Origin of the sequence: Stappia indica (genome assembly GCF_001696535.1) — a bacterium.
Classification (GTDB): Bacteria; Pseudomonadota; Alphaproteobacteria; order Rhizobiales; family Stappiaceae; genus Stappia; species Stappia indica.
Map to the genome: position 1 here is coordinate 665472 of NZ_MBQE01000003.1, position 22448 is coordinate 687919.

Below are 22448 nucleotides of genomic sequence, written 5' to 3' on the forward strand. Positions count from 1 at the left end.
TCATGACCAATATCTCCATTCGAAACGTCCACAAGAGCTACGGCGCGCACGAGGTGCTGAAGCCGTTCTCGCTCGAGATCGCGGACGGCGAGTTCATCGTGCTGGTCGGCCCGTCGGGCTGCGGCAAGTCGACGATGCTCAAGATCCTGGCGGGCCTCGAGCCGGCGTCCGGCGGCGACATCCATCTCGGCGAGCGGGAGGTCACCGACCTTGCCCCCGGCGACCGCGACATCGCCATGGTGTTCCAGAACTACGCGCTCTATCCGCACCTGACCGTGCGCGAGAACATCGGCTTCGGGCTGAAGATGCGCGGCACGCCCAAGGCGGAGATCGAGCGCCGGGTGCTGGAGGCCGCGCGCACCCTGGAGGTGGAGAAATATCTCGAACGCCGCCCGAAGGACCTGTCCGGCGGCCAGCGCCAGCGCGTCGCGCTGGGCCGGGCCATCGTGCGCCAGCCCCAGGCCTTCCTGATGGACGAGCCGCTGTCCAACCTCGATGCCAAGCTGCGCGTCCACATGCGGGCCGAGATCGGTGCCCTGCACCAGCGCCTCGGCGTCACGACGGTCTATGTCACGCACGACCAGATCGAGGCGATGACCATGGCCGACCGGGTTGTGATCATGCGCGACGGCGAGATCCAGCAGATCGCCGATCCCGACACGCTGTTTCAGCGGCCCGACAACCTCTTCGTCGCCGGCTTCATCGGCTCGCCCGGCATGAACTTCCTTTCCGCCGATGTGGAGCGGTCCGCAGGCGGGGCGACCATCACCCTGTTCGGCAACCGGATCGCCGTCGACGAGGCGCGGCTCGCCGGCGCCTCGACCGTCATCGCCGGCATCCGGCCGGAGCATTTCCGCCTCGGCGAGGGGCCCGCGACCTTCACCGTGCGCCCGAGCCTGGTCGAAAGCCTCGGCTCCGAGAAATACGTCTATTTCGACGGCGGGGCGCACATGGTCTCGGCCGGCGAGAGCGAGGACGACAAGTCGAAGGGCCTGATCGCCCGGCTCGCCCATTCCGGGCCGATGGCGGAGGGGCAGGATCTCGTCCTGTCCTTCGATCCGGCCGAACTTCACCTCTTCGATGCCATGAGCGAAAAGGCGCTGCGCTGATGCTGGTTCTTGTCACGGGAAGCTCGGGCCGCGTCGGCCGGGCGGCGGTTGCGGCGCTGCGCGCCGCCGGCCACCGGGTGCGCGGCTTCGACCTGCGCGCGTCCAATCCGAACCAATCGGGCTCCGATCTCGACGAGGTGGTCGGCAGTTTCGATGATGCCGAGGCCTGTGTCCGTGCGGTCGCCGGCACCGAGGCGGTGATGCACCTGGGGGCCTTCATGTCCTGGGTGGCGGCCGAGCGCACGGCGATGTTCCGCGCCAATGTCGAGGGAACCCGGGTGCTGCTCGACGCGGCGGCGCAAGCCGGCGTACGCCGGTTCGTCTTCGCCAGCTCCGGCGAGGTCTACCCGGAGAACGCGCCGCTGTTCCTGCCCGTCACCGAGGAGCATCCGCTGCGGGCGAACAGCCCCTATGGCCTGACCAAGCTGCTGGGCGAGGATCTGGTCTCCTTCCACCAGCGCATCGGCAGTTTCGAGACGGTGATCCTGCGCTTTTCCCATACGCAGGATGCCAGCGAGTTGCTCGATCCCGACAGCTTCTTCTCCGGTCCGCGCTTCTTCCTGCAACCGCGCATCCGCCAGCAGGAGCGCATGGGCAACACCGCCGTCGCCGAGTTGCTGCGCGCCGCCGATCCCGGACGGCCCGCCCATGTGCTGGCCCGCAATGCCGCCGGCAAACCGTTCCGGATGCACATCACCGACACCAGAGATATGGTGCAGGGCTTGCTTCTGGCGCTGGAATCGGACCGGGCTGCCGGCGGGATCTTCAACCTTGGTGCGAGCGAGCCCGTCGATTTCGCGCAGGCGCTGCCGGCGATGGCCGAAATCACGGGATTGCCCGTCGTGACCGTTGACCTGCCCGGCGCCGGCGTCGATTACCAGACCTCGAACGCAAAAATACGCGAGACGCTGGGGTTCGAGCCGGAATGGACGATCGATCGGATGTTGCAGGAGGCGGCGCGGACATGGCGGACGCGAGCACAGGCCTGAGCCAGGCCCGCAAGGACGTCCCCTCCGGTACGGCGGCGCTCGCCAAGGGCCTGACGCTGCTGGACATGGTGGCCGATGCGGAGACGCCGCTGCGCTTCGCCGACCTGCTGCGCCAGTCCGGCCTGCCCAAGCCCACCTTCGCGCGCATCCTGCGCACGCTGATCGCCTTCGGCCTGGTGCGTCAGAACGAGGAGCGTGGCACCTATGTCATCGGGCCGCGCTTCCTGGAACTGTCGCACCGGGTGTGGGACACGTTCGACCTGCCGACCGCGGCCGCGCCCGAACTGGAGCGCCTGTCGGCCGAGCTCGGCGAGACGGTGGCGCTGTGCCGGCTCGACGGCGATCAGGTGCAGTATCTCGATGAGCGCTCGGGCGATGGTCTCGGCGTGCGAGTGGATACCGGCCGGCGCGTGCCGCTGCATTGCACCGCCGCGGGCAAGGTGCTGGTCGCCTTCCAGGAGCCGGGCTTCGCCCGCGCACTGCTCGAGCGCCTTCATCTCGACCGCTGCACGCCGCGCACCATCACCACGCAGGAGGCCTTGCAGGCCGACCTGACGCTGACCCGCGCGCGCGGCTATTCCGTGTCGTATGAGGAGCACCTCAACGGCGTGAACTCCGTCGCCGTCGCCATTGCCGGCAAGGACGGCACGCCCATCGGCGCGCTGGTTGCGCTGGGACCCTCGTCGCGGCTCGATGCCTCTCATATCCACCCGGTCGGACGCGAGCTGATCGCCGCCGCCCGCAGGATCACGGGCGCGGCCGGCGCCATCGCCATCAGCTCCCGCCCGCGCCCGCGCACCAGCCAGTCGCAGACGCCGGACGATCTCGCCTGCGTGTTGCCCTGGGGCGCGCAGCTCGGCGAGGCGCCGGTCTGGGATCCGGCCACACGCAGCCTTTACTGGGTCGATATCCTGCACCCGGCGGTCTACCGCTTCGATCCGGCAACGGGCCTCAACGAGACTTGCGAGACCGGCAAGCTGGTAAGCTCGGTCATGCCTTGCGGCGACGGCTCGCTGGCGGTGGCGACACAGGACGGCATCGAGTTCCTGGACTTCGCCTCCGGCACCCTGCAGCCGCTGGTCGACCCGGAAGCGGGCATCCCCGAGAACCGGCTCAACGATGCCAAGGTCGGCCCCGGCGGGGCGATCTGGGTCGGCTCCATGCGGCTCGATGCCAGCAAGCCGAGCGGCGCGCTCTACCGGGTCGGCGCCGACGGCACGGTGACGCGCAAGGAAAGCGGCATCTCGGTCAGCAACGGCATGGCATGGAGCCCGGACAACCGGGTCTTCTACTTCGTCGATACGGTGCCGGGCCTGATCTACGCCTATGATTTCGAGCCCGGAAAGGGCGTCCTCGGCAACCGCCGCGTGCTTGCGCGCATCCCGGAAGGCGAGGGGCGCCCGGACGGCATCGCCATCGACAGGGAAGGCGGCGTGTGGTGCGCGATCTGGGACGGCTGGCGGGTCAACCGCTACCTGCCGGACGGCCGGCACGAGCGCAGCATCGAGATGCCCGTCCCCCGGCCGACCAGCGTCGCCTTCGGCGGCGAGGATCTGGCGACGCTCTACATCACCAGTGCCCGCACGCGCCTGCCGGCCTCGACCCTGTCCGAGGCGCCGCTGTCCGGCGGCCTTTTCGCCTGCACGCCGGGCCTCAGCGGCGTGCCGATCACCCTGTTCGACCGCAAGGGCCGGGGCGCCGCATGAGCACGCTCGAGACGATTTTCGGACTTCACGGCCGCGTTGCGCTCGTCACCGGTTCGAGCCGGGGCATCGGCGCAGCCATCGCCGTCGGCCTTGCCGGAGCCGGCGCCACGGTCGTCGTGCACGGCCAGAGCATTGATGCGACCGTGGGAACCGTTGCCGCCATCGAGGCGAGCGGCGGCACGGCTCTTGCCTTTGCTGCAGACCTTGCCGAGCGCGGCGCGGGCCGCCGCCTGGTGGAGGAGGTGGAGGCCCGGCTCGGGCATCTCGACATCCTCGTCGTCAATGCCTCGGCTCAGATCAATGCCGAGCTCGCCGATCTCACCGAGGCGGATTTCGATCTGCAGGTGGCCGTCAACCTGCGCTCCACGGTCGAGATGCTGCAGACGGGCCTGCCGCGCATGGCCGCACGCGGCTGGGGCCGGGTCGTCAGCATCGGCTCGATCAACCAGCTGCGGCCCAAGGCCATCGTCACCGCCTATGCCGCCACCAAGGCCGCCCAGCACAACCTGATCCAGAGCCAGGCGCGCGACTATGCCAGCCACGGGGTGCTGCTCAACACGCTGGCGCCCGGCCTCGTCGACACCGACCGCAATGCGGGGCGCAAGGCAGCGGATCCGCAGGGCTGGGACGACTATGTGCGCACGCTCAACTGGATGGGGCGGGCCGGGCAGGCAGACGAGATGGTCGGCGCGGCGATCTTCCTCGCCTCCGATGCCTGCAGCTTCATGACCGGCGAGAGCATCGTCCTGTCCGGCGGCTATTGAACGGCAGCAAATGGGCCCTCACGGCTTGTAGAAGATCAGCCCGGCACCGGCGACGATCAGCGTGAAGCCGGCCAGATGCGTCCAGCGCAGCGGCTCGCCCAGAAACCAGATCGAGAACACGGCGAAGACGCTGAGCGTGATGACCTCCTGGATGGTCTTCAGCTCGGCGGCGCTGAAATAGCCGTGGCCGATGCGGTTCGCCGGGACCTGCAGCACGTATTCGAAGAAGGCGATGCCCCAGCTCGCCAGGATGACGATGAGGAGCGGCGAGCTCTTGAACTTCAGGTGCCCGTACCAAGCGAAGGTCATGAAGATGTTGGAGGCGAGCAGCAGGCCGATCGTGGCGAAGGGCACGTAGGAGAGATTGGCAAACGGCATCGGGGGATCCACCGCCAGCGCAAGGACACGCCTGCCGGACGGCGCGGGCGTCCGGTACGGCATCGACCGGGTGTCCGGCGTCTGTCGCGCGCAAGGCGTCTGCGACAGGGGGCGGACCGATTCGACGGCAGGAACATAGCGCCGTTTGCCGCGCGCGGAAGAGGCAAGAGCATCTCCGCCCGAAGGAAACACTTAACCCGCGGATGCGGCGGGCGTTATTCTCGACCGGCGGGAGAATTGCGGCTAAGAGTGTGTCCGTCCGTTGACCCGTTTCTGCAAGGCAGTTGAAGGAGTTGCGCTTGGGCGCCGACGCAACGTCAAAGCCGCGCACGCCGCGCGGCGTCCAGTCCGTCGAGACCGGCGGCGCCATCCTGATGGCATTGGCGCAGGCCGGCGGGCCGCTGAAGCTGAAGGACCTTGCCGAGACGCTCGGCATGGCCGCTGCGCAGCTGCACCCCTATCTCGTCAGCTTCCGCAACATCAACATGGTCGAGCAGACCGAGACCGGCCAGTACCAGCTTGGCCCCTTCGCCCTGTGGCTCGGCCTCACGCGCCTGCGCAACCAGAACGCCTATCGCGAAACGTTGCGGCGGGTTCCGGCGCTGGCCGAGGAACTGGGGCTGATGGTCGCGATCAGCGTCTGGGGCCTGCACGGCCCGACCATCGTCTATATCGAGGAGACGGCGGCGCGCATCCACTCCAACGTGGCGGTCGGCGGCACGTTCATGCTGACCATGACGGCGACGGGCAAGATCTTTGCCGCCTTCCTGCCGAGGTCGACGACGGAACCGCTCGCCCGCGCCGAGCTGCAGGGCGTCGAGCCGTCGCTCTACGGCATCCCGATGGTCGACGAGGCGACGTTCCGCAAGGAAGTCGCCTCCGCCTGCACCAAGGGCTACTCGATCACCCGCGACGCGCCGATCCCCGGCGTCAGCGCCATCGCTGCGCCGGTGTTCGACCACACCGGCACCATCCAGCTTTCGGTGACGGTGATCGGCCCGACCAACTTCATCGATCTCGCCGAGGACGGGCCCTGTCTGAAACGACTGATCGAGTTCACGAAGGACCTGTCGCGCGATCTCGGCCACGTGCCGCCCGCCTGACCAGCGCCCCGGCGATGTCGAGCGAGATCACCAGCCCGCTCGCCGCGATGGCGACGCCGGCAAGCTGCAACGCCGTCGGCCACTGGCCGGCGATGGGAATGGCCAGCAGCACCGCCAGCGGCGGGATCATCGCCGGGAAGAGGCCGGCGAGCCCCGATCCGAGCCGGCCGATCGCGGCGGCGTAAAGGATGATCGCCAGGCTGCCGCCGAGCATGCCCTGATAGAAGCCCTGTTCCAGCCATTTGGCGGCCGGCAGCGCCGCCGGCTCGAAGAACAGCAGGTAGGCGGGCAGCAGCACGATTGTGGTCGTTGCCGAGGCCGCGCCGATGGCCTCGACCGCCGGAAGGCGCCAGCGGCTGATCAGATAGGTGAACAGCCCCCAGAGCGAGCCCGACCCGACGAAGCACAGGTCGCCGACCAGCGTCGAGGTATCGGCCGTCTTGGCCGGTGCATTGTCCGCCGCGATGGCTACGAGGCCAGCGATCAGCACGGCCATGCCGATCTTGCGGTTGAGGCTCATCTTCTGCCCGTCGAGCAGCACCGGCAGCAGGTTGGCGACGATGATGGTCATGCCCGGCGAGATCACGACCGCATGCGCCAGCGGTGCGATGCCGAAACCGGTGTTGAACAGGAAGGCGAAGGGCGGGCCGATGGCGACGGTGATCAGCGCCAGGCGGGGCAGGGAAAGCCCGCCCAGCCGCGAGCCGCGCCACAGCATCACCGGAACCAGCAGCAGCGCGGCGACGCCATAGCGCAGGATGGCGAGGTCGGCGCTGGTGAAGCCGTCCGACCGGCCGATATCGACGCCGATATTGTAGAAGGCCCAGGCGATGGAGGCCGAAAGTCCGAGCAGGATACCCGGCAAAAGGCGGCCCGGTTGTCCCGGGCCGCCTGTGTCCCTTGCAATGGGGGGCATGGTCAGTCGTTGGCCCCGGCCATGTGGCGCGCGGCGATGTAGCCGAAGGTAATGGCCGGGCCGAGGGTGATGCCGCCGCCCGGATAATTGCCGCCCATGATGCTGAGCGCATCGTTGCCGGCGGCATAGAGCCCGGCGATCGGCCGGCCTGCCTCGTCCAGCACGCGGGCATTCTCGTCGGTCTTGAGGCCGGCGAAGGTGCCGAGATCGCCGATCACCAGCTTGACCGCGTAGAACGGGCCGTTCTCGACTGGCGCGACGCAGGGGTTGGGCTGGTGCTCGGGATCGCCGAGCGAGCGGTTGTAGGAGGTCGAGCCCTTGTGGAACTCCGGATCCTCGCCCTTGCGCGCATGCTCGTTGAAGGTGGCGACGGTCCGCTCGAGCTGCGCCCCGTCCGCGCCGATCTTCTCGGCCAGCTCGCGCAGGCTCTTGCCTTCGAACAGGTAGCCGGAGCGGATCAGGCCGCGATAGGGCACCGGCGCCGGCTTGACAAAGCCGAGGCCGTATTTGCGCAGCGTCTTGTGGTCGGCGATGAAGTAGGCGCAGATCTCGCCGCCCTCGGCCTCGCAGGCCTTGCGCATCGCCTGGCAGAAGTCGTGGTAGGAATCCGCCTCGTTGACGAAGCGCTTGCCCGACCGGGTCACCGCGATGACGCCGGGCTTGGAGCGATCGACGAAATGCGGGAAGACGCCCAGCGTGCCGTCGCGGCGCGGGGGGCGCGACACCGGCACCCAGGCCGCGTTGTTGGGCAGGTCGTCCTTGATGGCGGCGCCCACTGCCGAGCCGAGGCGCAGGCCGTCGCCGGTGTTGCCCGGAGGCGCCGGCGAGACATGCTCGTGGCCGGACGGGGAATGCGGGAACAGCTCCTTGCGGCGCACCGCGTCCTGCGGGAAGCCGCCGGCTGCCAGCACGACGCCCTTGCGCGCGGTGACTTCCACCGGACCTTCCGCCGTGTCGACGATGGCACCTGTGACGATGCCGCGTTCGTCGCGCAGCAGCTCGCGCACGCCGGCACGGGTCCAGATCGGCACGTTCATGTCGAAGCAGGACTTGGCGAGCCGCGCGACCAGCGCATTGCCGTTGACCAGGCGCATCGGCCGGCCGTGGAAGGCCATGTCCTTGAGGAACTTGATGAACAGCTTGGCGACATAGAAGGCCGAGATCGGCGACTTGGTGACGCGGAAGAAGTGCAGCAGCTCCTTGCCCGAGCCGATCATCATGCCGAGGAAGGTGATCTCGGCGAGCGGCGGGCGAAGACGGCGGATCTCCTTGCCGAGCTCCCGCCCGTCGAAGGGGCGGGCGACGATGGAGCGCCCGCCCGGCATCCCGCCCGGCGCGTCGGGGTGATAGTCGGCGAAGGTCGGGCCGAGGTCGAACTGCAGCGAGGTCTTCTCCTCGAAGAACTCGACCGCCTTGGGGCCGGCTTCCAGGAAGGCGTCGACACGGGCCGGATCGAAGAAGTCGCCCGCCTCGTGCTGGAGATAGGTGCGGGCCTTCTCGGGAGAATCCTCGACGCCGGCGCGCTTGGCCGGGCCGTTGCAGGGGACCCACATCCACCCGCCGGAGCGGGCGGTGGTGCCGCCGAAGACCGGCTCCTTCTCCACCACCAGGACATCGAGCCGGCGGTGCGCGGCCGAGACGGCGCTGGCGAGGCCGCCGGCGCCCGATCCGACGACGAGAACGTCGCAGCTGTGCTTTTTCATTGGTGCAATTCCTTGAAAGGCGAGGCGGGTCAGGCCGCCAGATAGCCGCCGTCGACGGGCAGGATGGTGCCGGTCACGTAGCTGGACATGTCCGAGACGAGGAACAGGACGGGGCCGACGAGTTCGTCCGGCTGGCCGGTCCGCCCGAGCGGGGTGTGGGCCATGAACTTGCCGATGGCCGCCTCGTTGCCGCGCGTGTGCTCGGTCATCGGCGTGTCGATGACGCCGGGGGCGATGGCGTTCACCCGGACGCCGCGCGGGGCGAATTCGTGGGCCAGCGCCTTGGTGAGCTGGCCGACCGCGCCCTTGCTGGCGATATAGGCGGAGATGCCGAAGCCGGCGGACAGCGACATGATCGAGGCAAGGTTGACGATTCGCCCGCCGGTTGCTTCCAGCTGCGCCGCATAGGCCAGAACCATGTTGCGCGGCCCGTCGACATTGACGCGGAACGTCTGGTCCCACTCGCTCTCGAAGCCCGGATCGCCGAAACGATGCCGCTTCAGAATGCCGGCATTGTTCACCAGGATGCGGGCATCGCCCAGCTCCGCGCGGGTCTTCTCGGCAAAGGCGCGGGCGGACTGCAGGTCCGACACGTCGCATTGCGCGCTCATCGATCGGACGCCCGCCTCGGCGGCAAGAGCGGCCGTTTCCGCAGCGGCGTCGGCGTTGATGTCGCAGACCGCGACATGCGCGCCAGCCCTTGCAAGACCCAGCGCAATTGCCCGGCCGTTGCCCTGTCCCGCGCCCGTCACGATGGCGGCGGAGCCCTCGACTCCAATCATGGGCCTCTCCCTAAATTAGTGTATTGCTAATCCGTTTGATTATAGATAACACTTGAGTTAGGCAAGCGGGAGGTTGAAAAAAGCCGAACGCTGGGCCGGGAGGCCGCCGGACGGCGCGGCAAACAAGATCAAAGAGACGCCCCGTATCGGGGCGCGTTAGGGAGGTCCTGATGAAGGCACGGCTCGCATCCGCCGCGTTGGCGGCTACCATGCTTACGGCTGCTCCGGCGCTCGCCGACAGCTACGACCTGCAGAGCGTTTTCGGCCTGCAGGTACCCTCGATCGGCCAGAGCCCGGTCAAGTGGGCCGAGCGCGTCAAGCTGATGACCGACGGTGCCATCGACATCAAGGTGCACGGCGCCGGCGACTTCGTGCCGCCGTTCGAGGTGTTCGAGGCGGTCAGCAACGGCTCCATCCCGATGGGCTTCGACTGGATCGGTTACTGGGCAAGCTCCATTCCCGTCGCCAACCTCGTGGGCTCCATGCCCTTCGGCCCGACCCCGGACGTGGCGCTCGGCTGGATGTTCGAGGGCGGCGGTCTGGAGATCATCCAGAAGGCCTATGACCCGCATGGCGTGAAGATCATCCCGTGCCATCTCGTCGTGCCGGAGGCCGGCGGCTGGTTCAACAAGGAGATCAACACGGCCGAGGACTTCAAGGGCCTCAACATGCGCATCGCCGGCCTCGGCGGTCAGGCGCTGGCCCGTCTCGGCGCCAACACCCAGCTCGTGCCGGCCGGCGAGATCTTCGTGTCGCTTGAGACCGGCCGCATCGACGCGACCGAGTTCTCCGCGCCGCAGCTCGACATCGGCTTCGGCTTCGAGAAGGTCGCCAAGACCTATTACTTCCCGGGCTGGCACCAGCCGTCGAGCTGGGACTCCATCATCGTCAACATGGATGTGTGGAACGGCTTCACCGAAGGCCAGCAGCAGATCATGATCGAGGCCTGCAAGGCCAACATCACGGCGAACCTGGGCGACCAGATCCACCAGCAGGCCGTGGCCATCGGCAAGATCCGCGATGCCGGTGTCACGATCAAGCGCTTCCCCGACGAGGTGCTGGTCGCCCTGCGTGCCGCGTCCCAGGAAGTGATGGCCGAGGAAGCCGCCAAGGATCCGATCTTCAAGGAGGCGCTCGACTCGCTCAACGCCTATATCGAGCGCGTCGGCGAGTGGGGCGAGCTGCAGGCCCTGCCGCGCTGATCTCCCGAAACTCTTCGGAACAAACGGATCGGACGGCATCCTCATGAAGGATGCCGTCCTTTCGCAATGATACGCCGCACAAGCCTACGGAGGTCGCCGTGTCCGAACTGAGCCGCAAGGCGGGGGAGGTTCTCGCCTTTCCCGGCAAGATCGTCGGATGGCTGGTGCTGCCGCTGATCCTGTCCGTCTGCGCCGGAGTGCTCGCCGCCAAGCTCGGCATCAATCGCTTGGCCGACTGGGGCACCAGCATCCCGCTGTTCGACGCCGGCATCACCGTCAACACGCTTCTCGACCTGCAATGGCATGTCTTCGCGCTGGTGGTGCTGTTCGGCGGGGTCTATGCCTATCGCGACCGCAGCCATGTGAGTGTCGACTTCCTCGCCGCGAACTTCTCGCCCCGAACTCGGGCCATCGTCGATCTGGTCTGCGACCTCATCTTCCTGCTGCCCTTCTGCGCCATCGTCGTCTGGTTCGGAACGCGCTTTGCCCACCGCGCCTATGTGACGGGCGAGGGCTCGACCTATGGCGGCATGATCGACCGCTGGATGATCAAGGCCTGCATTCCCATCGCCTTTTCGCTGCTGGGGCTTGCGGCGGTGAACCGCATCATCGGCACCCTGATCGGACTGGTGCGCGGCGACTTTTCTTCTGCCAAGAACAGGACCGGCTCGTGATGGAAGACGCATTCTGGCCGCTGCTGATGCTGCTCGGGCTGATGGGCGGCATCTTCGCGGGCTATCCCGTCGCCTTCGTCCTCGGGGGCATCGGCATTCTCTTCGCCGTCATGGCCGGCGTTCCGCTCGTCTTCCTGTCGACGACGGTGGCGCGCATCTATTCCGGTACGCTGACCAACTGGCTGCTGATCGCCATCCCGCTTTTCGTCTTCATGGGACTGATGCTGGAGCGCTCGGGCGTTGCCGAACGGCTATTGAAGTCGCTGGCCTCGGTGTTTCGCGGCATGCCCGGCGGCTACGCCTTCGCGGTCGCCATCATCGGCGTGGTCATGGCCGCCTCGACCGGCATCATCGGCGCCTCCGTCGTGCTGATGGGCATGATGGCGCTGCCGACCATGCTGCAGAACCGCTACGACCCGAAGATCTCCACCGGCCTCATTGCCGCCAGCGGCACGCTCGGCATTCTCATTCCGCCAAGCATCATGCTGATCGTCCTCGGCGACCAGCTGCGCGTGTCGGTCGGCGATCTGTTCATGGCGGCGGTCGGGCCGGGCCTGCTGCTCGGCGCGCTCTACATCCTCTATCTGGTCTGCGTCGCGATCTTCCAGCCGCACCGCATGCCGCCGGCCGAGGTGGCTGATCCGCAGCCCTTCTGGCAGGCCGCGGGAACGCTGGCGCTCGACCTGCTGGCGCCCGTGCTGCTGATCGTCTCGGTGCTCGGCACCATCGTCGCCGGCATCGCCACGCCGACCGAATCCGCCGCCATCGGCGCGCTGGGCGCCATGGTGCTGGCGCTGGTCTCGCGGCAGCTCGACTGGGCGACGCTCTACGCGGCCCTGCGCGACACGACCAAGACCACCGCGATGATCATCTTCGTGATGCTCGGCGCGACCGTCTTTTCCGTCGTGTTCCGCAAGCTCGGGGGCGATGCGCTGATCGCGGATCTTTTCGCGGTGCACGAGGGCAACCCTTACGTCGTGATCATCATGATCATGGCGCTGGTCTTCGTTCTCGGCTTCTTCCTGGAATGGGTCGAGATCACGCTGGTGGTGGTGCCCATCGTCGCGCCCGTGGTGGCCGGGCTCGACTTCGGCCTGACGCCGGAGCAGACGCTGATCTGGTTCGCCATTGCGCTGGCGGTGAACCTGCAGACCTCGTTCCTGACGCCGCCCTTCGGCTACGCGCTGTTCTACCTGCGCGGCATCGCGCCGGAAGGCGTTTCCATCGGCACGATCTACCGGGGCGTCATTCCCTTCGTGATCCTGCAGATCGTCGCGCTGGCCGCAGTGATCTACTGGCCGCAGGTCGCGCTCTACATCCCGCTCGCCCTGGCGAAATAACCGTCACGCCGCCGCCCGCCGGGCGGTGGCCGGACCAGTCCTCCCAAGCCGCCGGACCGGCGCTTTCGTCCCTGCACGGAAGCCGCTTGTCCGGCGCGGTCCGTTCTGGCGAGCCCTCAGGCAAGGGCAGGGCGCGCGACAGTGCCGCGCTCGACGAGGCCGACCGGCAGGATCGTCGCCTGCGGCACGCTCTCGTCCGGCCGCTCGATCAGCGACAGCAGCAGCCGGGCGGCGATGGCGCCGGCCTCGAACTGCTGGATGCGCACGGTCGTCAGCCCCGGCGGGATCAACTCCAGCAGCGGCATGTCGTTGAAGCCGGTGATCGAGATGTCCTTCGGGCACGAGCGGCCGACCGACTGGAAGAACGACATGGCGCCGAGCGCGAGACGGTCGTTGGCGCACAGCACCGCCGTGGTGCCGGGTGCGCGGGCGTGGATCTCGGCGGCGCAGCGCCGGCCTTCTTCCTCGTCGAACCGTTCGGCCTCGGTGATCACCGTGTCGTCCGGACCGAGCCCCGCCGCGTCCACCATCGCCTGGAAGGCATTGAGCCGCAGCCGGCCGGTGGACAGCTCCGCCGGGCCGGCCAGATGCGCGATCCTCCTATGTCCCTGCCGGCGCAGCAGGTCGAAGACGAGGCGGATGCCTTCCTCCTCGTCGTTGATGACGTAAGGGATGTTGGTTTCCTCGATGCGTCGGTTCAGCGTCACGACGGGCAGGCCCTGGCGTGCCGCCTCGACGATGCCGGGATCGCTGCGCAGCACGGCGGTGTGGATGATGCCGTCGACGCCGCGCTCCTGAAGGATCTCCACCAGTCGCTGTTCGCGCCGCGGCTGGCTGTCGGTGTTGACCAGGATCGAGGCGTAGCCGGCCGCCTCCATCACGCTCTCGATGCCGCGCACGATGGGCGGAAAGATCATGTTGGTGATGTCGGGGATCATTACCCCGACCGTCATGGTCTTCTGTTTGCGCAGGCTGAAGGCGACGCGATTGGGCCGATAGCCGAGCGTGCGGGCGGCCTCGCGCACCCGCTCCACCACTTCTTCCGAGAGCGAGGAGCGGGCAGAGGCATCGAGCGCCCTGGAGACGGTCGAGGGATGCACGCCCGTTGCCCGGGCGATGTCCTTGAGTGTGGGCCGTTTTCTCATGTCGCGCGCTGCCTGGTTGCGATCCGGTCTCATGATATACCGGCCGCAGGGGTATTCTGCAATCGATTGCACATTCCATATTGACGCATGCGAAATCGGGTGATAGCGATATGCAATCGATTGCGTAAATTGCATCGATCAATGGCTGTCGTGCCGCAATGCGATCTGCCGGGGGAGCGCTTCCGCAATCCCGGGCGTGCATTCGGCCCAGCAGGCCCTTCGGGGCTGGCCGACGCCATCATGCGACTTGCAGCTTCGCCGCAAAGGCCCTCGCGGGCCGACCACTGGCGGGCATTTCGACACGCGGTGCCGCGACGGAGGAGGTCGCGGCCGGCATCTCCGGATCCAGGACGGACTTTAGGGATCCGGCAAAGGCAGGCGAAAACGTGCAATCGATTGCATAAAGCCTCCGCAGGGAGGGTTGCTGCAGTCGGCGGACACGGGGCCTGCCGCATCTGCAAGCCCGCGGCCCTCCGGTCGCGGCATGGGAGGAGGAAACCATGAAACATCTGACTGCGCTTTGCAGCGCGGCCGCCCTTCTGCTCGCCGGTACGGCTTTCGCGCAGGACGCGGCCCCGCTCAAGATCGGCGCCTCGCTGCCGCTGACGGGCAATTTCTCGATCGCCGGCGCCAAGCACCGTGCCGGCTACGAGCTGTGCATCGACATGATCAACGAGCGGGGCGGCATTCTTGGCCGCAACGTCGAGTTGGTCGTCTCCGACAACCGCTCCGATCCGGCCACCGCGATCAACCAGTACGAGCGCTTCATCAATGTCGACGGTGTGGAGGCGGTCTACGGCACCTTCTCCTCGCGCCTGTCGTTCCCCGTCGCCAACATCCTTGCGAAGAACAACATGGTGCACCCGCTGCCGGCCGGCGGCGCGCTGCGCATCTACACGCAGGGCCACAAGAACATCTTCTACTTCCAGCCGAATGCGGCCGAATATGTCGGCGCCTCGCTGGCCGGTGTGATCCGCGACCTGGTTCCCGAGGGCGAGCGCCCGAAGACCGCGGCCGTGATCTCCGCCGACGACTTCTTCGCCAACGGCGTGTGGGCCGGCCTTCTCGGCGAGAAGGTGATGGACCCGGCCGACGGCAGCGAGGTCGCCGATCTCGCTCCCGGCTATCTGGCCGACAGCGGCATCGAGGTCGTGTTCTCCGAGCGCTGGCCGGAAGAGGGCTTCAACGACTGGCTGAACCTCGCCAACCAGGTGAAGCGCGCCAATCCGGACCTCATCATCGGCCTGACCGCGTCCGCCGAGGAGGCCGTCCAGCTGACCCGCGCGCTGAAGACCGTCCGGGCGACGCCGAAGATGGTCTATTTCAGCCAGGGCACCCAGGCCGAGTTCCTGGAAGGCACCGGCGCCAGCGCCGAAGGCGTGCTGGTCCACACCTCCTGGCACAAGGATGCCCCCTTCGAGGCGGTGCTCGGCGGCCAGCCCTTCTCCAATCTCGACTTCGTGGCGGCCTATCAGGAGCGCTTCGGCGAGGTTCCGGACGAGGACGCGGCCATTCCCTTCGCCGTCTGCCAGGGTATCGAGCAGGCGATCCTGGGGGCCGGCAGCACCGACAATGCGGCCATGGGCGAATGGCTCTCTGCCCGCACCCGCGAGGAGCCGGTTCGCACCATCCTCGGCCGCTTCAACTGGGATGAGCGCGGACTTCCCGCCGACAAGCCGTTCCTGATGACCCAGTGGAACGACGGCGAGCTGCAGTTCGTCTACCCGACCGACGAGTTCGTCGGCGTCGACAAGCTGACCCACCCCAAGAACGGCTTCTGAGCCATCGCCTCTCCCCACCGGACCCGCGCTGTCGTGCGGGTCCGCCCGGACTGACGAAGAGGATTTCGCCATGCTTGAGGTCAAGGGCCTTTGCAAGCATTTCGGTGGCATTCGCGCCGTCGACGATTGCAGCTTCAGCGTCGAGCGCGGCTCGATCACCGCCTTGATCGGCCCCAACGGCGCCGGCAAGACCACCGCCTTCAACTGCATCAGCCGCACCACCCGTCCCACCCGCGGCGAGGTCTGGCTCGACGGCGAGCGCATCGACCAGCTGCGGCCGCACCGCATCACCCGTCTCGGCCTCAGCCGGACGTTCCAGATCAGCCGCAACCTGGCGGACATGACGGTTCTGGAAAACGTCATCGCCCAGTCCCGCGTGGACGGCTGGCGCGACCTGTTCAAGCCGGCGATGAGCACCTTCGAAATCGACAAGGCGATGGGCCTGCTCGACTTCCTCGGCATCACCCGCATCGCCCACGAGGACGGCTCCAACCTGTCCTATGGCCAGAAGAAGCTGATGGACCTGGCCGCGCTTTTGATGAGCGATCCGAAAATCATCCTGCTCGACGAACCCGCCGGCGGCGTCAACCCGTCGCTGCTGGAGGAGATCGTCGGCCATATCCGCCGGCTCAACGATCAGGGCCTCACCGTGCTCATCGTCGAGCACAACATGGACCTGATCATGCGCCTGTCACACCGCATCGTCGTCATGGCGCAGGGCACCGTCATCGCCGACGGCCGCCCGGACGAGGTGCGCGAGAACCCGGCCGTCCTCGATGCCTATCTGGGCGGCGTTCTGGAGGAGGCTGCGTGATGGCCGAACTTCTCGAAGTCGAAAGCCTGACCGCAGGCTATGGCGATGGCCCGGCGATCCTCGACGGGGCACATCTCACCGTCCAGCCCGGCAAGGTCCACTGCATCATCGGCCCCAACGGCGCCGGCAAGTCGACCCTGCTCAAGGCGATCTGCGGCATGCTGAAGATCCGTCAGGGCGACGTCCGCTTTCGCGGCCAGAGCCTCAAGGGGCTGCGGCCCGACCAGGTCCTGCGCCGCGGCATCTGCTTCGTGCCGCAGGAGCGGGCGCTGTTTCCCAAGATGACCGTGCGCGAGAACCTGCGCATGGGCGGCTATTCGCTCGCCGACAAGTCGGGGCTGGAGCGCCGCATCGACGAGATCGAGGAGCGCTTCCCGATCCTGCGCGAGCGTCGCGACCAGCATGCCGGCACCATGTCGGGCGGCCAGCAGCAGACGCTCGCCATGGCCCGTACCCTGATCATCAAGCCGGACATCGTCATGCTGGACGAGCCCTCGCTCGGCCTCGCGCCGAAGATCGTCCAGGAGATGTTCGACATCATGCGGGTGATGGCCTCGGAAGGCATCACGATCCTGCTCGTCGAGCAGAATGCCCTGATGGGGCTGAAGAATTCCGACTGGGGCGTCGTGCTCGACCTCGGCCGCACCCTGTTCGAGGGGCCGGCGGCCGACGTGCTCGCCGATCCCCGCATCCAGGAACTCTATCTCGGCGGCCGCAAGGCGGCCTGAGCGGGAGCATCACCATGGCAGACTTCATCCAGACCTTGATCCTGGGACTGGCGCTCGGCGGCGTACTGGCGCTGATGGGCTCGGGCCTCAGCCTCGTCTTCGGCGTCATGCGCATCGTCAATCTCGCGCATCCCTCGCTGATCATCGCCGGCGCCTACATCGCCTATTGGGGCTTCCGGCTGTGGGGCATCGACCCGCTCGTGATGCTGCCGGTCGCGGCGGTGATCCTGGCGGCGATCGGCGTCCTTCTCTACCGCTTCGTCTTCGAGCGCGAGGCCCGCTCGGCCAAGTACTCGGAGATGACGGTGCTGCTCACCTTCGCCCTGGCGATGGTGGTCGAAGGCGCCCTCGGCGGCATGTTCACCAACACCCAGCGCGTGACCTCGCCGGCCTATGCCACCGATGCGATCTTCATCGGCGACATCTTCATTCCCACCGGCCAGCTCTATGCGGGGCTCGCCTCGCTGGCGATCATCGGCGGCCTGGCGCTGTTCCTGAAGTATTCGCGCTTCGGCTACGCGATCCGCGCCACCACCCAGAACCGCGAGGCGGCCGAGCTGCTCGGCGTCAACGTCAACCTGGTCAGCATGGCGAGCTTCGCCATCGGCATCGGCCTTGCCGGCGCGGCCGGGGCGCTCGTCTCCTTCGTCTTCTCCTTCTTCCCGGCCAAGCACTGGGAGTGGATCGCGGTGCTGATGTCGCTGGTCGTTCTCGGCGGCATGGGCTCGATCCTCGGTACCGTCCTTGCGGCGTTCATGCTCAGCGTGGTGGCCGCCTTCGTCGGCGACTACATCGGCTCGACCTGGTCGACGCTGACCTTCTTCCTCGCGCTGTTCCTCATCCTCCTGCTGAGGCCCCAGGGCCTGTTCGGCGAGAAACCGGAGCTGGCCTGATGACCATGTCCCTCGACCAGACCTCGTCCGTCCTTGCCGCGCGCAAGGCTCACAACGAGAAGCTTGCCGCCCGCGCCGACAAGACCCGCGCGGTGTGGTTCCCCTGGACGGTGCTCGCGCTGTTCCTGGCCCTGCCGGCCCTGCAGTTCGTCGGCAACTACAACTACGTCCTGCACCTTGTGCTGTTCACCGCCTGCTATGTGACCATGGCCTCGGGCTGGAACATCCTCGGCGGCTTCACCGGCTATATCAGCCTCGGCCACAACGTCTTCTTCGCCATCGGCGGCTACTTCGCCGGCATGATCCTCGCGCGCTACGGCATCTCGACGATCCTGCTGGCACCGCTCGCCGGCGTCGTCTGCGCGGCCTTCGGCTACCTGATCGGCCGGGTGACGCTGAAGACGAGGGGTCCCAGCTTCATCATCTCCTCGCTCGCGCTGGTGATGATCGCCCGCATCCTGTTCGACCACTGGAGCTTCGTGGGCGGAGCCAACGGCGTGGCGCTGCCGGCGACCGAGCTGCCGCTGGCATGGGCCAAGCTGCCCTACTACTACGCCTTCATCGTGCTGGCCGCCTTCTCGGTCTGGGCGTCGTACAAGATCAAGCACTCCAAGTTCGGGCTCGGCCTGCGCGCCATCTCCAAGGACGAGATCAAGGCGGAAAGCGCCGGCATCGACACCCGCACCTACAAGGTTCTGGCCTTCGCCATCTCCGGCGCCTTCGTCGGCATGGCGGGGGCGATCTGGGGTGAATACCTCACCTATATCCGGCCCAACATCTTCCTGCTCATTCTCGTCAGCGTGAACATGGTCCTCATGTGCATCCTCGGCGGCAAGGGCACGGTTGCCGGACCGGTGATCGGGGCAGTGCTGATCGTCATCTTCAACGAGCTGTTCGTGGCAACGCTCGGCGCCTCGGAGATCAACATCCTGGCCACCGGCGCGGTGATGGCGCTGGCCCTGATGTTCTTCCCCCTCGGCATCATCGGAACGCTGGCGCGCAACGGCCGGCTCCCGCGCGTGCTGAACTGGGACTGAGCCGATGGCCTTCACGCTCTACAACGCGCCCCAGTCGACCTGCTCCCAGCGCGTGCGCTACCTGCTGCACGCCAAGGGACTGGCCTTCGCGGAGCACCGGTTGGATCTCTTCCGCGGCGACCAGCTGAAGCCGGACTATCTGGCGATCAACCCCAACGGCGTGGTCCCGGCCCTCGTCCATGACGGGCGCACCGTCATCGACAGCGCCGTGATCATGGAATACCTGGAGGACATCCTGCCGGACGTGGCGCCTTCGCGCCCGGCAGAGCCCCATGAGGCGGCGCGCATGCGTGCGATGATCCGCTTCATCGACGAGATCCCGACACCGGCGATCCGCGTGCCCTCCTACAATCTGGCCTTTCTGCCGCACTTCCGCTCGATGAGCGAGGAGGAGTTCCAGGCGCTTGCCGACAGCAAGCCGCTGCGCCGCGAATTCCTGCTGAAGATGGGCCGGACCGGCTTCCCCAAGGAGGAGATGGACGAGGCGCTCGGCCGTCTCCGCCGCGCGGTGCTGCGCATGGCCGACTGGCTGGAAGAGAACGGCGGACCCTGGCTGATGGGGGAGAGCCTGACCCAGGCCGACATCGCCGTGATGCCGGTGATCGTGCGCATGGCGGACATCAATCTCGACACGGCCTGGGACGACCGGCCCGAGATCGGCCGCTGGCTGGAGCGGATCCGCGCCAGCGCTCCCTTCGCAGCGACCTACTATCACGGCTCGCTGCTCACCGAGAAATACCCCCACCTTGCCGCGCAGCGCGCCGGCACGGCCGGGGACGAGACCAGGAGGTCGGCATGAAGGACCCCGAACTGACGCGGCTGATCATCTCCCGGGAGGAGGAGGTCACGCCAAAGGTGCTCAACGCGATGGCCGAGACGAGCGACGCGCGCCTGCGCGAAATCGTCGAGGGCCTCGTGCGCCACGCCCATGCCTTCGTGCGCGAGGTGCGCCCGACGGAGGAGGAATTCGAGGCGGGCCTGCGCTGGATCACCCGGCTCGGCCAGTACACCAACGAGAGCCACAACGAGACGGTGCTTGCCGCCGACATCCTCGGCATCTCGACGCTGATCGACCTGATCAACAATGACGGGATGCAGGGCGAGACCATGTCGGCGCTGCTCGGGCCCTTCTATCGCGGCAACAGTCCCGAGTGCTGCCACGGCGAGTCCATCGCCCGCTCGCGCACGCCCGGGCACGAACTGTTCATCTCCGGCCGCGTCGTCGGTCTCGACGGCGAGCCGATCGCCGGTGCAAGGCTCGACATCTGGCAGGCCTCGCCCGACGGGCTCTACGAGAACCAGGATCCGGAGCAGGCGGACTACAACCTGCGCGGCGTCCAGACCACCGGCGAGGACGGCACCTACCTGTTCCACTCGGTGCGTCCGGCCGGCTACCCGGTGCCGACCTTCGGCCCGGCCGGCGACCTGCTCAAGGCGCAGAACCGCAATCCCATGCGTCCGGCGCATGTGCATTTCATCGTCTCCGCCCCGGGGCGCAAGACGCTGGTCACCCAGATCTTCACCGACACCGAGGAGGCGATGGCCGACGATGTGGTCTTCGGCGCCAAGCGTCAGATCAGCGGCAACCTGCAGCGCCACGACGAGCCCCATCCCGAGCACCCTGGCGCCTCGCTCCCCTTCTACACCTGCAACTACGACTTCGTGCTGAAGCCGGGCACGCCCACCTTCCCGGTGCCGCCGATCTCCGGCAAGGCGCGCAAGGAGGCCGAACATGCGTGAGCCGACGGGCCGTGAACTGGACGGCAAGGTCGCCGTCGTCGTCGGCGGCTCGGGCGGCATCGGCGCCGCCACCTGCCGGCTGCTGGCCGGGCAGGGCGCGCGGGTCGTCGTCGGCTACCGCTCCAATGCGAAGGCGGCGGAGGCTCTCGTTGCCGAGCTGCCGGGCACCGGGCATCTGGCACTGCCGGTCGGGGTCACCGATACCGCCTCCATCGAGGCATTCCGCGATGCGGTGCTGTCCGCCATCGGCCGGGTCGACATCCTGGTCAATTCGGCCGGAACGACGACACCCGTGCCGCATCGCAATCTCGACGGGCTTACCGACGAGATCATCGACGAGGTCTTCGCGTCCAACTGGCGCGGCGTCTTCGCGACGATCCGGGCCTTCGCACCGGCGCTGAAGGCGAGCGGGGCGGGGGTGATTGTCAACGTTTCCTCCATCGCCGCCTTCAAGGGCTTCGGCTCGTCCATCGCCTATTGCGGGGCGAAGGCCGCGCTCGATTCCATGACGCATACGCTGGCGCTGGCGCTGGCACCGGAAATCCGGGTTCTGTCGGTGTCTCCGGGCATGGTCGCGACCGGCTTCGTGCCCGGCCGCACCAGCGAGGAGATCGAGCGCGCCGGCGCGGCAACGCCGCTCGGCAAGGTCGCGCAGCCGGAGCATGTGGCGGAAACGATCTACGGCGCGATCCGCTACATGCCTCTGTCCACGGGCATCCGCATCGCGGTCGACGCGGGGAGGGCGCTGTGATGCAGCCGAAGGTCATCATCACCTGCGCGGTCACCGGCAACCTCACCACCCGCGAGCATCATCCCGGCCTGCCGGCGACCCCGCGGGAGATCGCCGATGCCTGCCTGGAAGCGGCGGATGCGGGGGCGGCCATCGCCCATATCCATGTGCGCGACCCGCAGACGGCAAAGCCCTCCATGGAGCTGCAGCTCTACCGCGAGGTGGTCGAGCTGATCCGCGCCCGCAACACCGACCTGATCCTCAACCTCACCACGGGACCGGGCGGCCGCTACGTGCCCTCGGACGAGGATCCGGCCGTTGCCGGTCCCGGCACCACGCTGCTGGCGCCGGAAAAGCGGGTGGAGCACGTCGTCGCCCTGCGCCCGGAGATCTGCACGCTGGACTTCAACACCATGAACTCCGGCGGCCAGGTGGTGATCAACACGCCGCGCAATGTCGGGATCATGGCCGAGATCATCTCCGACTGCGGGGTGAAGCCCGAGCTGGAGCTGTTCGACACCGGCGACATCTCCATGGCCAACGACTTCCTGCGCGAGGGGCGGCTGCGCGAGCCGGCGATGTGCTCCATCGTCACCGGCATCAAGTACGGGCTGCCTTCGACGCCGGACGCCATGGCGACGGCGGTGCGCATGTTGCGCCCCGGCAGCCAGTGGACGGGCTTCGGCATCGGCCGCATGGCTTTTCCCATGCTCGTCCAGTCCTGGCTGCTCGGCGGGCATGTGCGCATCGGCATGGAAGACACCAGCTACATCGCCCGCGGCCGGCTGACCGCCGGCAACGGCGAGCTCACCGAGCGCGCCCGCGACCTTATCGAAAAACTCGGCGGCGAGATCGCCAGCTGCGGCGAGGCCCGCCAGATCCTCGGCCTTGCGGCCTGATCCTCCTTCATTTTC

The 22448-nt window shown here is 67.6% G+C and carries 22 protein-coding genes; 17 read left to right on the forward strand and 5 right to left on the reverse strand.

The window, feature by feature from the left end; translation table 11 throughout:
- Window positions 1-2: 2 nt before the first annotated feature.
- From BBX35_RS14330 to BBX35_RS14345, 4 genes are read left to right on the forward strand one after another with little or no spacing between them, the layout of a single operon-like run.
- Window positions 3-1109, forward strand: coding sequence for an ABC transporter ATP-binding protein (locus BBX35_RS14330; RefSeq protein WP_067221332.1), 1107 nt, complete (start codon window positions 3-5; stop codon window positions 1107-1109).
- Window positions 1109-2098, forward strand: coding sequence for an NAD-dependent epimerase/dehydratase family protein (locus BBX35_RS14335; RefSeq protein WP_067221335.1), 990 nt, complete (start codon window positions 1109-1111; stop codon window positions 2096-2098). Before BBX35_RS14330 ends, BBX35_RS14335 begins: the two co-directional genes overlap by 1 nt.
- A complete protein-coding gene (locus BBX35_RS14340; protein ID WP_067221337.1) occupies window positions 2074-3804 on the forward strand; it encodes an SMP-30/gluconolactonase/LRE family protein in 1731 nt (576 codons plus the stop codon). Before BBX35_RS14335 ends, BBX35_RS14340 begins: the two co-directional genes overlap by 25 nt.
- A complete protein-coding gene (locus tag BBX35_RS14345; RefSeq protein WP_067221338.1) occupies window positions 3801-4568 on the forward strand; it encodes an SDR family NAD(P)-dependent oxidoreductase in 768 nt (255 codons plus the stop codon). The genes BBX35_RS14340 and BBX35_RS14345 overlap by 4 nt, the downstream gene beginning before the upstream one ends.
- A gap of 18 nt (window positions 4569-4586) precedes the next feature.
- Here BBX35_RS14345 and BBX35_RS14350 read toward each other — a convergent pair whose 3' ends face one another.
- On the reverse strand, window positions 4587-4946 hold the full coding sequence (locus tag BBX35_RS14350; protein WP_067221649.1) for a DMT family protein: 360 nt from the start codon (window positions 4944-4946) through the stop codon (window positions 4587-4589).
- A 299-nt stretch (window positions 4947-5245) separates the two neighbouring features.
- Here BBX35_RS14350 and BBX35_RS14355 point away from each other — a divergent pair, with 299 nt between their 5' ends.
- Window positions 5246-6049, forward strand: a complete 804-nt coding sequence (locus BBX35_RS14355) for an IclR family transcriptional regulator (protein WP_083206301.1) — start codon at window positions 5246-5248, stop codon at window positions 6047-6049.
- Here BBX35_RS14355 and BBX35_RS14360 read toward each other — a convergent pair.
- From BBX35_RS14360 to BBX35_RS14370, 3 genes are read right to left on the reverse strand one after another with little or no spacing between them, the layout of a single operon-like run.
- Window positions 6003-6914 (reverse strand): DMT family transporter, encoded by a 912-nt coding sequence (locus tag BBX35_RS14360; protein WP_067221345.1) that lies wholly within the window; start codon window positions 6912-6914, stop codon window positions 6003-6005. The genes BBX35_RS14355 and BBX35_RS14360 overlap by 47 nt on opposite strands.
- A gap of 53 nt (window positions 6915-6967) precedes the next feature.
- The gene (locus BBX35_RS14365; protein ID WP_067221348.1) at window positions 6968-8668 is read right to left on the reverse strand and encodes an FAD-dependent oxidoreductase; all 1701 of its coding nucleotides are present in this window, start codon (window positions 8666-8668) and stop codon (window positions 6968-6970) included.
- Between the two features lie 29 nt (window positions 8669-8697).
- Entirely contained in the window at window positions 8698-9450 is a 753-nt protein-coding gene (locus BBX35_RS14370; RefSeq protein WP_067221350.1) for an SDR family NAD(P)-dependent oxidoreductase, read from the reverse strand.
- A 170-nt stretch (window positions 9451-9620) separates the two neighbouring features.
- On the opposite strand from BBX35_RS14370, the gene BBX35_RS14375 reads away from it, so the two are divergent.
- From BBX35_RS14375 to BBX35_RS14385, 3 genes are all read left to right on the forward strand, one after another.
- A complete protein-coding gene (locus tag BBX35_RS14375) occupies window positions 9621-10652 on the forward strand; it encodes a TRAP transporter substrate-binding protein (RefSeq protein WP_067221353.1) in 1032 nt (343 codons plus the stop codon).
- A gap of 98 nt (window positions 10653-10750) precedes the next feature.
- Window positions 10751-11326, forward strand: a complete 576-nt coding sequence (locus BBX35_RS14380; RefSeq protein WP_171901454.1) for a TRAP transporter small permease subunit — start codon at window positions 10751-10753, stop codon at window positions 11324-11326.
- Window positions 11326-12666, forward strand: a complete 1341-nt coding sequence (locus tag BBX35_RS14385; RefSeq protein ID WP_067221359.1) for a TRAP transporter large permease — start codon at window positions 11326-11328, stop codon at window positions 12664-12666. The genes BBX35_RS14380 and BBX35_RS14385 overlap by 1 nt, the downstream gene beginning before the upstream one ends.
- Window positions 12667-12782: 116 nt before the next feature.
- Here BBX35_RS14385 and BBX35_RS14390 read toward each other — a convergent pair whose 3' ends face one another.
- Window positions 12783-13811, reverse strand: coding sequence for a LacI family DNA-binding transcriptional regulator (locus BBX35_RS14390; RefSeq protein ID WP_067221363.1), 1029 nt, complete (start codon window positions 13809-13811; stop codon window positions 12783-12785).
- 500 nt (window positions 13812-14311) lie between these two features.
- On the opposite strand from BBX35_RS14390, the gene BBX35_RS14395 reads away from it, so the two are divergent.
- From BBX35_RS14395 to BBX35_RS14435, 9 genes are all read left to right on the forward strand, one after another.
- On the forward strand, window positions 14312-15592 hold the full coding sequence (locus BBX35_RS14395) for an amino acid ABC transporter substrate-binding protein (protein ID WP_067221366.1): 1281 nt from the start codon (window positions 14312-14314) through the stop codon (window positions 15590-15592).
- A gap of 70 nt (window positions 15593-15662) precedes the next feature.
- The gene (locus tag BBX35_RS14400) at window positions 15663-16406 is read left to right on the forward strand and encodes an ABC transporter ATP-binding protein (RefSeq protein ID WP_067221367.1); all 744 of its coding nucleotides are present in this window, start codon (window positions 15663-15665) and stop codon (window positions 16404-16406) included.
- On the forward strand, window positions 16406-17134 hold the full coding sequence (locus BBX35_RS14405) for an ABC transporter ATP-binding protein (RefSeq protein WP_067221370.1): 729 nt from the start codon (window positions 16406-16408) through the stop codon (window positions 17132-17134). The genes BBX35_RS14400 and BBX35_RS14405 overlap by 1 nt, the downstream gene beginning before the upstream one ends.
- 14 nt (window positions 17135-17148) lie before the next feature.
- The gene (locus BBX35_RS14410; protein WP_067221372.1) at window positions 17149-18027 is read left to right on the forward strand and encodes a branched-chain amino acid ABC transporter permease; all 879 of its coding nucleotides are present in this window, start codon (window positions 17149-17151) and stop codon (window positions 18025-18027) included.
- Complete coding sequence (locus tag BBX35_RS14415) at window positions 18027-19064, forward strand: branched-chain amino acid ABC transporter permease (protein WP_083206303.1); 1038 nt, start codon at window positions 18027-18029, stop codon at window positions 19062-19064. The genes BBX35_RS14410 and BBX35_RS14415 overlap by 1 nt, the downstream gene beginning before the upstream one ends.
- Window positions 19065-19068: 4 nt before the next feature.
- A complete protein-coding gene (locus BBX35_RS14420) occupies window positions 19069-19863 on the forward strand; it encodes a glutathione S-transferase family protein (protein ID WP_067221375.1) in 795 nt (264 codons plus the stop codon).
- On the forward strand, window positions 19860-20804 hold the full coding sequence (locus BBX35_RS14425) for a dioxygenase family protein (RefSeq protein ID WP_244271631.1): 945 nt from the start codon (window positions 19860-19862) through the stop codon (window positions 20802-20804). The genes BBX35_RS14420 and BBX35_RS14425 overlap by 4 nt, the downstream gene beginning before the upstream one ends.
- The gene (locus tag BBX35_RS14430) at window positions 20797-21555 is read left to right on the forward strand and encodes an SDR family NAD(P)-dependent oxidoreductase (RefSeq protein WP_171901455.1); all 759 of its coding nucleotides are present in this window, start codon (window positions 20797-20799) and stop codon (window positions 21553-21555) included. The genes BBX35_RS14425 and BBX35_RS14430 overlap by 8 nt, the downstream gene beginning before the upstream one ends.
- On the forward strand, window positions 21555-22433 hold the full coding sequence (locus BBX35_RS14435) for a beta-keto acid cleavage family enzyme (RefSeq protein WP_067221376.1): 879 nt from the start codon (window positions 21555-21557) through the stop codon (window positions 22431-22433). Before BBX35_RS14430 ends, BBX35_RS14435 begins: the two co-directional genes overlap by 1 nt.
- Window positions 22434-22448: the final 15 nt, after the last annotated feature.

Coding starts and splice junctions, on each gene's coding strand:
- BBX35_RS14410 (WP_067221372.1), top strand. CDS start 17,149: ATGGCAGACTTCATCCAGACCTTGATCCTGGGACTGGCGCTCGGCGGC.
- BBX35_RS14430 (WP_171901455.1), top strand. CDS start 20,797: ATGCGTGAGCCGACGGGCCGTGAACTGGACGGCAAGGTCGCCGTCGTC.
- BBX35_RS14340 (WP_067221337.1), top strand. CDS start 2,074: ATGGCGGACGCGAGCACAGGCCTGAGCCAGGCCCGCAAGGACGTCCCC.
- BBX35_RS14345 (WP_067221338.1), top strand. CDS start 3,801: ATGAGCACGCTCGAGACGATTTTCGGACTTCACGGCCGCGTTGCGCTC.
- BBX35_RS14425 (WP_244271631.1), top strand. CDS start 19,860: ATGAAGGACCCCGAACTGACGCGGCTGATCATCTCCCGGGAGGAGGAG.
- BBX35_RS14415 (WP_083206303.1), top strand. CDS start 18,027: ATGACCATGTCCCTCGACCAGACCTCGTCCGTCCTTGCCGCGCGCAAG.
- BBX35_RS14400 (WP_067221367.1), top strand. CDS start 15,663: ATGCTTGAGGTCAAGGGCCTTTGCAAGCATTTCGGTGGCATTCGCGCC.
- BBX35_RS14435 (WP_067221376.1), top strand. CDS start 21,555: ATGCAGCCGAAGGTCATCATCACCTGCGCGGTCACCGGCAACCTCACC.
- BBX35_RS14330 (WP_067221332.1), top strand. CDS start 3: ATGACCAATATCTCCATTCGAAACGTCCACAAGAGCTACGGCGCGCAC.
- BBX35_RS14420 (WP_067221375.1), top strand. CDS start 19,069: ATGGCCTTCACGCTCTACAACGCGCCCCAGTCGACCTGCTCCCAGCGC.
- BBX35_RS14405 (WP_067221370.1), top strand. CDS start 16,406: ATGGCCGAACTTCTCGAAGTCGAAAGCCTGACCGCAGGCTATGGCGAT.
- BBX35_RS14375 (WP_067221353.1), top strand. CDS start 9,621: ATGAAGGCACGGCTCGCATCCGCCGCGTTGGCGGCTACCATGCTTACG.
- BBX35_RS14385 (WP_067221359.1), top strand. CDS start 11,326: ATGGAAGACGCATTCTGGCCGCTGCTGATGCTGCTCGGGCTGATGGGC.
- BBX35_RS14370 (WP_067221350.1), bottom strand. CDS start 9,450: ATGATTGGAGTCGAGGGCTCCGCCGCCATCGTGACGGGCGCGGGACAG.
- BBX35_RS14350 (WP_067221649.1), bottom strand. CDS start 4,946: ATGCCGTTTGCCAATCTCTCCTACGTGCCCTTCGCCACGATCGGCCTG.
- BBX35_RS14395 (WP_067221366.1), top strand. CDS start 14,312: ATGAAACATCTGACTGCGCTTTGCAGCGCGGCCGCCCTTCTGCTCGCC.
- BBX35_RS14365 (WP_067221348.1), bottom strand. CDS start 8,668: ATGAAAAAGCACAGCTGCGACGTTCTCGTCGTCGGATCGGGCGCCGGC.
- BBX35_RS14335 (WP_067221335.1), top strand. CDS start 1,109: ATGCTGGTTCTTGTCACGGGAAGCTCGGGCCGCGTCGGCCGGGCGGCG.
- BBX35_RS14390 (WP_067221363.1), bottom strand. CDS start 13,811: ATGAGAAAACGGCCCACACTCAAGGACATCGCCCGGGCAACGGGCGTG.